The organism is Mycobacterium sp. E136 (assembly GCF_001666865.1).
GTDB lineage: Bacteria > Actinomycetota > Actinomycetes > Mycobacteriales > Mycobacteriaceae > Mycobacterium.
In genome coordinates this window covers 1-9,511 of sequence record NZ_LZJE01000348.1, presented here as the reverse complement: position 1 = coordinate 9,511, position 9,511 = coordinate 1, and the positions used below count along the sequence as shown (strand labels likewise).

7 protein-coding genes and 1 pseudogene are annotated in these 9,511 nt (G+C 68.0%); 7 read left to right on the top strand and 1 reads right to left on the bottom strand.

The features are described 5' to 3' along the window. Positions 1 to 175: 175 nt before the first annotated feature. The 7 genes and pseudogenes from carB to metK all read left to right on the top strand — a co-directional run. Positions 176 to 3,139: pseudogene (carB, locus tag A5698_RS23150) on the top strand (carbamoyl-phosphate synthase large subunit); the annotation flags it as partial. Beyond that, on the top strand, positions 3,136 to 3,954 hold the full coding sequence (gene pyrF, locus A5698_RS23145) for an orotidine-5'-phosphate decarboxylase (protein WP_068301649.1): 819 nt from the start codon (positions 3,136 to 3,138) through the stop codon (positions 3,952 to 3,954). The pseudogene carB and the gene pyrF, both read left to right, overlap by 4 nt. A gap of 430 nt (positions 3,955 to 4,384) precedes the next feature. Then, positions 4,385 to 4,702: an integration host factor, actinobacterial type gene (mihF, locus tag A5698_RS23140; RefSeq protein ID WP_003889986.1), complete on the top strand. Its 318-nt coding sequence runs from the start codon at positions 4,385 to 4,387 to the stop codon at positions 4,700 to 4,702. 9 nt (positions 4,703 to 4,711) lie between these two features. Continuing rightward, complete coding sequence (gene gmk, locus A5698_RS23135; protein ID WP_068301646.1) at positions 4,712 to 5,284, top strand: guanylate kinase; 573 nt, start codon at positions 4,712 to 4,714, stop codon at positions 5,282 to 5,284. Positions 5,285 to 5,362: 78 nt separating this feature from the next. Beyond that, on the top strand, positions 5,363 to 5,680 hold the full coding sequence (gene rpoZ / locus A5698_RS23130) for a DNA-directed RNA polymerase subunit omega (RefSeq protein WP_067082767.1): 318 nt from the start codon (positions 5,363 to 5,365) through the stop codon (positions 5,678 to 5,680). Between the two features lie 31 nt (positions 5,681 to 5,711). Then, positions 5,712 to 6,962, top strand: coding sequence for a bifunctional phosphopantothenoylcysteine decarboxylase/phosphopantothenate--cysteine ligase CoaBC (gene coaBC / locus A5698_RS23125; protein WP_068301643.1), 1,251 nt, complete (start codon positions 5,712 to 5,714; stop codon positions 6,960 to 6,962). A gap of 129 nt (positions 6,963 to 7,091) precedes the next feature. Continuing rightward, a complete protein-coding gene (gene metK, locus A5698_RS23120; RefSeq protein WP_068301640.1) occupies positions 7,092 to 8,300 on the top strand; it encodes a methionine adenosyltransferase in 1,209 nt (402 codons plus the stop codon). Between the two features lie 41 nt (positions 8,301 to 8,341). On the opposite strand, the gene A5698_RS23115 is transcribed toward metK, so the two are convergent. Next, positions 8,342 to 9,511 (bottom strand): flavin-containing monooxygenase (locus A5698_RS23115; protein ID WP_068301638.1); only part of this gene is annotated, 1,170 nt, incomplete at its 5' end.

Sequence of the window (9,511 nt, the reverse complement as noted above, 5' to 3'; positions counted from 1 at the left end):
AGACTCGCGAGCGCGCGGATTCACCGCCGACCTTGGCGACGATGTCCTTGAACCGCTGACGGTCCTCGCCGCGCTGGATGGCCTCGAAGTCCGCGCCGATCAGTTCCACGCCGTGCTTGGCCAGCGCCCCCGACTCCGACAGCGCCACCGCGGTGTTCAGCGCCGTCTGCCCGCCCAGCGCGGCGAGGACCGTCAGCGGTTCAAGGACATCGTCGCCAAGGTCGGCGGTGAATCCGCGCGCTCGCGAGTCTGTTTCACGATGGACGAGGTCCGCGAGACGGTCGAGGAGCTCGGCCTGCCGGTCGTGGTGCGCCCGTCCTTCACGATGGGCGGGCTCGGCTCGGGCATGGCGTACTCCGCCGAGGACGTCGACCGGATGGCCGGCGACGGGCTCGCGGCCTCCCCGAGCGCGAACGTGCTCATCGAGGAGTCGATCTTCGGCTGGAAGGAATACGAACTCGAGCTGATGCGCGACGGCCGCGACAATGTGGTCGTCGTCTGCTCGATCGAGAACTTCGACCCGATGGGTGTGCACACCGGCGACTCGGTCACCGTCGCCCCGGCCATGACGCTCACCGACCGCGAGTATCAGACCATGCGCGATCTGGGCATCGCGATCCTGCGCGAGGTCGGCGTCGACACCGGAGGCTGCAACATCCAGTTCGCGGTGAACCCCGCCGACGGCCGGCTGATCGTGATCGAGATGAACCCGCGGGTGTCGCGCTCGAGTGCGTTGGCCTCCAAGGCAACCGGTTTCCCGATCGCCAAGATCGCCGCGAAGCTCGCGATCGGCTACACGCTCGACGAGATCGTCAACGACATCACCAAGGAGACGCCGGCGTGTTTCGAGCCGACGCTCGACTACGTCGTGGTCAAGGCGCCCCGCTTCGCGTTCGAGAAGTTCCCCGGCGCCGACGGCACGCTGACCACGACGATGAAGTCGGTCGGCGAGGCGATGTCGCTGGGCCGCAACTTCATCGAAGCGCTCGGCAAGGTGATGCGCTCGCTGGAGGCAGGCCGTGCCGGGTTCTGGACCAAGTCCGACCCCGACGAGGACACGGTCACCGTCGATGAACTGCTGACCCGTCTGGGGACACCGTCGGACGGACGCGTCTACGACCTGGAACTCGCGCTGCGCAAGGGCGCATCCGTCGAGCAGGTCGCGAAGGCCTCCGGCGTCGACCCCTGGTTCGTCGAGCAGATCGCCGGGCTCGTCGGGTTGCGCGCCGAGATCGTCGACGCGCCCGTGCTCGACGCCGGGTTGTTGCGCCGCGCCAAGTATCACGGGCTGTCCGATCCCCAGATCGCCGCGCTGCGACCCGAACTCGCCGGTGAGGTCGGGGTGCGGGCACTTCGTCAGCGGCTGGGCATCCACCCGGTGTTCAAGACGGTCGACACCTGCGCGGCCGAATTCGAGGCCAAGACCCCGTACCACTACAGCAGCTACGAGCTCGACCCCGCGGCGGAGACGGAGGTCGCGCCGCAGACCGAGCGGCCCAAGGTGCTGATCCTCGGTTCGGGCCCCAACCGCATCGGGCAGGGCATCGAGTTCGACTACAGCTGCGTGCACGCCGCGACGACGTTGAGCCAGGCCGGTTTCGAGACGGTGATGGTCAACTGCAACCCCGAGACCGTGTCCACCGACTACGACACCGCTGACCGGCTCTACTTCGAACCGCTCACATTCGAGGACGTGCTCGAGGTCTACTACGCCGAATCCGCTTCCGGCGCAGGTGGTCCGGGCGTGGTCGGTGTCATCGTACAGCTCGGCGGGCAGACCCCGCTCGGGTTGGCGGAACGCCTGCAGAACGCCGGCGTGCCGATCGTCGGGACGAGCCCCGAGGCGATCGACCTCGCCGAGGATCGCGGTGCGTTCGGGGAGGTGCTGACCAACGCGGGCCTGCCCGCTCCGAAGTTCGGCCTGGCCACCAGCTTCGACCAGGCGCGGCGCATCGCCGCCGACATCGGTTATCCCGTGCTGGTGCGACCGTCCTACGTGCTCGGCGGTCGCGGCATGGAGATCGTCTACGACGACGAGACGTTGCAGGGCTACATCACCAGGGCCACCGAACTCTCGCCCGAGCATCCGGTGCTGGTGGACCGGTTCCTCGAGGACGCCATCGAGATCGACGTCGACGCGCTGTGCGACGGATCCGAGGTGTACATCGGCGGCATCATGGAGCACATCGAAGAGGCCGGCATCCACTCCGGCGACTCGGCGTGCGCGCTGCCTCCGGTGACGCTGGGCCGCAGCGACATCGAGGCCGTACGGCGCGCCACCGAAGCGATCGCCCACGGTATCGGCGTGGTGGGCCTGCTCAACGTGCAGTACGCGCTCAAGGACGACGTGCTCTACGTCCTGGAGGCCAACCCGCGCGCCAGCCGCACCGTGCCGTTCGTTTCCAAGGCCACCGCGGTGCCGCTGGCCAAGGCGTGTGCGCGGATCATGCTCGGCGCGACGATCGCCCAGTTGCGCGAGGAGGGTGTGCTGGCACGCACCGGGGACGGTGCGGCCACCGCACGCAGCGCTCCCGTGGCGGTCAAGGAAGCGGTCCTGCCGTTCAACCGCTTCCGCAAACACGATGGCACGCAGATCGATTCGCTGCTGGGCCCGGAGATGAAGTCGACGGGCGAGGTGATGGGCATCGACCACGACTTCGGCAGCGCCTTCGCCAAGAGCCAGACCGCCGCCTACGGGTCTCTGCCCGTCGAGGGCACGGTGTTCGTGTCGGTGGCCAACCGCGACAAGCGGTCGCTGGTGTTCCCCGTCAAGCGGCTCGCCGATCTCGGGTTCCGGGTGCTGGCCACCGAGGGCACCGCGGAGATGTTGCGGCGCAACGGCATCCCGTGTGACGAGGTCCGCAAGCACTTCGAGGAGCCGAGTGAGGGCAGGCCCGCATCGTCGGCCGTCGACCTCATCAAGGCGGGGGAGGTGGACATGGTGATCAACACCCCTTACGGCAACTCCGGTCCCCGTGTCGACGGCTACGAGATCCGCTCCGCGGCGGTGGCGAACAGCATCCCGTGTGTGACAACGGTGCAGGGAGCCTCGGCGGCGGTACAGGGCATCGAGGCCGGGATCCGCGGCGACATCGGCGTGATGTCGCTGCAGGAGCTGCACAGCGTGCTGGGGCCGTGACCGGTTTCGGTCCGCGGTTGGCCGACGCGGTGGCCCGGCGTGGACCGCTGTGTCTGGGTATCGATCCACACCCGGAGTTGATGCGGGCGTGGGGACTTCCCGTCGACGCCGACGGACTGCGCCGGTTCTGCGACGCGTGCGTGACGGCGTTCGCCGGCTTCGCGATCGTCAAACCTCAGGTGGCCTTCTTCGAGGCGTACGGCGCCGCCGGGTTCGCGGTGCTCGAGCACACCTTCGCCGCGCTACGCGACGCGGGAGTGCTGGTGCTCGCCGACGCCAAACGGGGTGACATCGGGTCGACGATGGCGGCCTACGCCCAGGCGTGGGCCGGCGATTCGCCGCTGGCGGCCGACGCGGTGACGGCGTCGCCGTACCTGGGCTTCGGCTCACTGCAGCCGCTGATCGAGACGGCGGTCGCCAACGGCCGCGGGGTGTTCGTGCTCGCGGCCACCTCGAATCCGGAGGGCGCATCCGTGCAGTGCGCCGACACCGGCGGCCGTACCGTCGCGCAGTCGATCGTCGACGCGGCCGCGCAGGTCAACCGGACGGCGCAGGACCGACCGGGTCCGATCGGCGTGGTGGTCGGCGCGACCCTGGCCGAACCGCCCGATGTCAGCGCGCTCGGCGGGCCGGTGCTGGTCCCGGGCGTCGGTGCTCAGGGCGGGCGCCCCCAGGCGTTGGGCGGGCTCGGAGGGGCCCAATCCGGCCAGTTGTTGCCCGCGGTGTCGCGTGAGGTGCTGCGGGCGGGTCCGGACGTGGGTGCCCTGCGCTCCGCGGCCGAGGCGATGCGCGACGCGGTGGCCTACCTGGCGTGACTCCGGCCGTCGGCGAAGCAACAAATGCAACGCCAGTCTCAGCTGTCACAAATGTCACAAACAGCCAGCTCGCGACACGCCCGAAAGCGGATGACCAGCGAAAATTTTCTTTGTAGGCGCCCCCGGGTCGCCTGAGTGTGGCGCAGCTCACGCGCTGAACGGTCGAAAAGCGCCCCGATGCGAGCCGAATTGCCTTGATATGCAGGCGGTTCCGGCCGCGGAATGGGAGATTTCGTCGTTTCGGGCCGCCGGACGCCGCTGACATGCGCGGCGGGCGACGGCCCGACACGCTGGGCTTTTGACGCCGTAACCAGGGGGTGGGGTTCGCTTTCGTCAGCCTGCGTGGGTACGGTCGTCGTCGCTGGCTGTTTCTGGGTTTTCCCTATCAGCCGAGGCAGTGGAAATTGATGGTGATGAGACGGAGGAACCCGTGGCCCTTCCCCAGTTGACCGACGAACAGCGCGCGGCCGCGTTGGAGAAGGCTGCCGCCGCACGTCGAGCCAGAGCCGAACTGAAGGACCGGCTCAAGCGCGGCGGCACCAACCTCAAGCAGGTGCTCAAGGATGCCGAGACCGACGAGGTCTTGGGCAAGATGAAGGTTTCGGCGCTTCTCGAGGCGTTGCCCAAGGTCGGCAAGGTCAAGGCGCAGGAGATCATGACCGAACTCGAGATCGCCCCGACCCGCCGTCTGCGCGGTCTCGGCGATCGTCAGCGCAAGGCGCTGCTGGAAAAGTTCGACCAGTCCTAGGCGCAGAAGTTGAGCGCCGGCCGAGGGGCCGGCCGGGTAGTTGTGCTGTCCGGCCCCTCAGCCGTCGGGAAGTCGACCGTCGTCCGCTGTTTGCGCGAACGCGTTCCCGACCTGCACTTCAGCGTGTCAGTCACCACCAGGGCCCCTCGCCCCGGTGAAGTCGACGGCGTTGACTACTCCTTTGTCACCCCGGATGAATTCAATCGGCTGATCGCCGACGGCGCCCTGCTCGAATGGGCAGAGATCCACGGCGGTCTACACCGCTCCGGGACCCCCGCCCGGCCCGTCCGCGAGGCGATCGCCGCGGGCAGGCCCGTCCTGATCGAGGTGGACCTGGCCGGCGCACGAGCCGTCAAGAAGGCGATGCCCGAGGCCCTGACGGTGTTCCTCGCCCCGCCGAGCTGGGAAGAGCTGCAGAACCGCCTGACCGGGCGTGGCACCGAGACCCCCGAGGCGATCGAGCGCCGATTGGCCACCGCCCGGGCCGAACTCGCAGCGCAGGACGACTTCGACACCGTCGTCGTGAACAGTCAATTGGAGTCTGCCTGCGCGGAATTGGTATCCTTGCTGGTGGACCGCTGATAAGTACGCGCCGGCCTCGGCGCCGGACGGCCTGACAGCTATCTCGCATCCAGCCAAAACCGCCAGGAGATTTTTTACGTGAGCACCCCGCACGCCGACACGCAGCTGACAGCTGTGGACGACCTCGACACGTCGGCCGTCAGCGCCTACGACACGCCGTTGGGCATCACCAACCCGCCCATCGACGAGTTGCTGGATCGCGCGTCGAGCAAGTATGCGCTGGTGATCTATGCCGCCAAGCGCGCACGCCAGATCAACGACTACTACAACCAGCTCGGCGACGGCATCCTCGAGTACGTCGGCCCGCTGGTCGAGCCGGGCCTGCAGGAGAAGCCGCTGTCGATCGCGCTGCGTGAGATCCACGCGGACCTGCTCGAGCACACCGAAGGCGAGTAGCAACGCCGCGAGGCATAGGGGAGCGGCCGCCATGGAGCCCAAGCGGATCATCGTCGGCGTCGCCGGTGGTATCGCCGCCTACAAGGCGGCCACCGTGGTCAGACAGCTCACCGAGGCAGGCCACGACGTCCGCGTCGTACCCACCGAATCCGCACTGCGGTTCGTCGGCGCCGCGACCTTCGAAGCCCTCTCCGGTCATCCCGTGCACACGGGTGTCTGGGACGACGTGCACGAGGTGCCGCACGTGCGCTTCGGTCAGGAAGCCGATCTCGTCGTCGTCGCGCCCGCCACCGCCGATCTCCTGGCGCGTGCGGTCGCCGGCCGCGCGGACGACCTCTTGACCGCGACGCTGCTGACCGCGCGATGTCCGGTGCTGTTCGCCCCGGCGATGCACACCGAGATGTGGTTCCACACGGCGACGGTGGAGAACGTCGCGACGCTGCGCCGTCGCGGTGCCGTCGTCCTCGAACCGGCCTCGGGCCGGTTGACCGGCGCCGACAGCGGCGCGGGTCGCCTGCCCGAAGCCGAAGAGATCACCACGCTGGCCCAGCTGCTGCTGACGCGGCCCGATGCGCTGCCCTACGACCTGGCCGGCGTCAAGGTGCTGGTCTCGGCGGGCGGAACCCGCGAGCCGATCGACCCCGTGCGGTTCATCGGCAACCGCAGCTCCGGCAAGCAGGGATACGCGATGGCCCGGGTGATGGCCCAGCGCGGGGCCGACGTCACGTTGATCGCGGGCAACACCACGGGACTGATCGACCCGGCCGGCGTCGACGTCGTGCACATCGGATCGGCCGCCCAACTCAAGGACGCGGTATCGAAGCACGCTCCGGACGCGCACGTGCTGGTGATGGCGGCCGCGGTCGCCGACTTCCGGCCCACCCGGATGCAGACCAGCAAGATCAAGAAATCCGCCGATCCGGACGCTGCCGCGCCGGTCATCGAACTGACCCGCACCGAGGACGTCCTGGCGGGCGCCGTGCGGGGCCGGGCCGACGGACAGTTGCCCAACATGCGGGCGATCGTGGGATTCGCTGCGGAGACCGGCGATGCCAACGGCGACGTGCTTCACCACGCGCGTGCGAAGCTGCAGCGCAAGGGCTGCGATTTGCTCGTGGTCAACGCGGTGGGCGAGAATCGGGCGTTCGAAGTGGACAACAACGACGGCTGGCTCCTCGCGGCCGATGGCACCGAGTCCGCCTTGGAACACGGCTCGAAAACCCTGATGGCCAGCCGTATCGTGGACGCGATCGTGGCCTTCCTGCAGAGCGGCGGCGGGTAGCGCGAATCACGCATCTGGCTGCGTGAAATGCTTGCGCGCGACGAACGCACAGGCTTGGGTGCAACAGGGCACACCTATAATTTGATGAACTAACTACCTCAAGTTGACTTGAGCGGGAAGGATCACACCGTGAGTGAAGCTCGGCTGTTCACCAGCGAGTCGGTAACCGAGGGCCACCCCGACAAGATCTGCGACGCGATCAGCGACTCGGTGCTCGACGCATTGCTCGCGGGCGATCCCAAGTCGCGGGTCGCGGTGGAGACGCTGGTGACCACCGGCCAGGTGCACGTTGTCGGCGAGGTGACGACCACGGCCAAGGAGGCCTTCGCCGACATCACGAACACCGTGCGCGACCGGATCCTGGAGATCGGCTACGACTCCTCGGAGAAGGGCTTCGACGGCGAGACCTGCGGCGTCAACATCGGCATCGGCCGTCAGTCGCCGGATATCGCCCAAGGCGTCGACACCGCGCACGAGACCCGCGTCGGCGGGGCGGGCGATCCGCTCGATCTGCAGGGCGCCGGCGACCAGGGCCTGATGTTCGGCTACGCGATCAAGGACACGCCCGAGTTGATGCCGCTGCCGATCGCGCTCGCGCACAGGTTGTCGCGGCGGCTGACCGAGGTCCGCAAGAGCGGCGTGCTCGACTACCTGCGGCCCGACGGCAAGACTCAGGTCACGGTGCAGTACGACGGCACCACCCCGGTTCGCCTCGACACCGTCGTGCTCTCGACGCAGCACGCGGCGGGCATCGACCTCGAGGGCACGCTGACCCCGGACATCCGCGAGAAGGTCGTCAACACCGTGCTGGCCGACCTGGGCCACGACTCGATGGACACCTCGGACTTCCGGCTGCTGGTGAACCCGACCGGCAAGTTCGTGCTCGGCGGCCCCATGGGTGACGCCGGCCTGACCGGCCGCAAGATCATCGTCGACACCTACGGCGGCTGGGCCCGTCACGGCGGCGGCGCATTCTCGGGCAAGGATCCGTCCAAGGTGGACCGCTCGGCGGCGTACGCGATGCGCTGGGTGGCGAAGAACGTCGTCGCAGCGGGTCTGGCCGAGCGCGTCGAGGTCCAGGTGGCCTACGCGATCGGCAAGGCCGCTCCCGTCGGCCTGTTCGTCGAGACGTTCGGCAGCGAGACCGTCGACCCGGCCCGCATCGAGAAGGCCATCACCTCGGTCTTCGACCTACGCCCCGGCGCGATCGTTCGCGATCTCGACCTGCTGCGCCCGATCTACGCGCAGACCGCTGCGTACGGCCACTTCGGTCGCACCGACGTCGAACTGCCGTGGGAGCAGCTGAACAAGGTCGAGGAACTCAAGGCTTCCGTCTAGCGGTCCTATCGTCCTATCGCGAGCCAGGAGAAGAGACCCGCTCAGGAGCTGAACGCGTAGTCCCGCAGCGGGAAGCGGCGGCTGCGCCAGAGGGCCTCGAGCGTGGTGGTCGGGCGCAAGGGCGCATCGCCGTTCTTGTCGAAGTAGTAGCTGTTGGCCAGTTGGCAGCTCTCCTGCCAGAAGATCTGGCGATGACGCTTGCGCATCATTTCCGCGAAGTAGCGGTCGTTGGCCTCCTGCGTCACCTCCACGCGACGCGCGTTCTTGCGCCGGGCGTGCTTGAGGCAGCGCACGATGTGGTGGGTCTGGGTCTCGATCAGCGCGAAGTAGGACGAGCCGACGTAGCCGTACGGGCCGAACACCGTGAAGAAGTTCGGGAAGCCCGGAACGCTCACCCCTTCGTACGCCTGCAGCCGGTTCTCCTGCCAGTGTTGACTCCACGACCGGCCCCCCGAGCCGGTGACCGGGTAGGTCGGCATGTCGTCGGCGTCCATCACCTTGAACCCGGTGGCCAGGATCAGCACGTCGATGTCGCGGGTCATACCGTCGGCGGTCGCCACACCCGAGCCGGTGATCTTGTCGATCGGCTCGGTGACCAGTTCGACGTTGTCGCGGTTGTACGTCGACAGGTAGGTGTTGTGGAAGCCGGGCCGCTTACACCCGACCGCATAGCGCGGCGTGAGCTTGTCGCGGACCTCCGGGTCGTCGACCTCCTTGCGCAGATACGCCTCGCCGACCTTGGACATTTTCTTGGCCATCGGATTGATGGTGAAGTACTGCGCGGGCAGCGTGAACGTCAGCTCGACGTAGGCCTGGCTGAGCAGCCGTTGCACGACGTGTCCGCCGGGCAACCGCATCATCCGCCGCGCCGTCGGGGACAGCGGCACGTCGAACTTCGGGAAACACCAGATCGGTGTGCGCTGGAAAACGCTGAGCTGCTTGACGATTGGCGCGATCTCGGGGATCACCTGCACCGCGGATGCTCCGGTGCCGATGACCGCGACCCGCTTTCCGGTCAGGTCCTGCTCGTGGTCCCAGCGCGCGGTGTGCATCGTGACCCCGGCGAACGAGTCCACGCCGTCGATGTCGGGCAGTTTCGGCGTGATCAGCACGCCGCAGGCGTTGATCAGGAACCGCGCGGTGACGACCTCACCGGAGTCGAGTTCGATCCGCCACAGGCTCTCGTCGTCGTCGAACACAGCGCCGAGCAC

Excerpts from the sequence above, each read along its gene's own strand:
- coaBC (WP_068301643.1), top strand. The coding sequence starts at position 5,712 with ATGGAGCCCAAGCGGATCATCGTCGGCGTCGCCGGTGGTATCGCCGCC.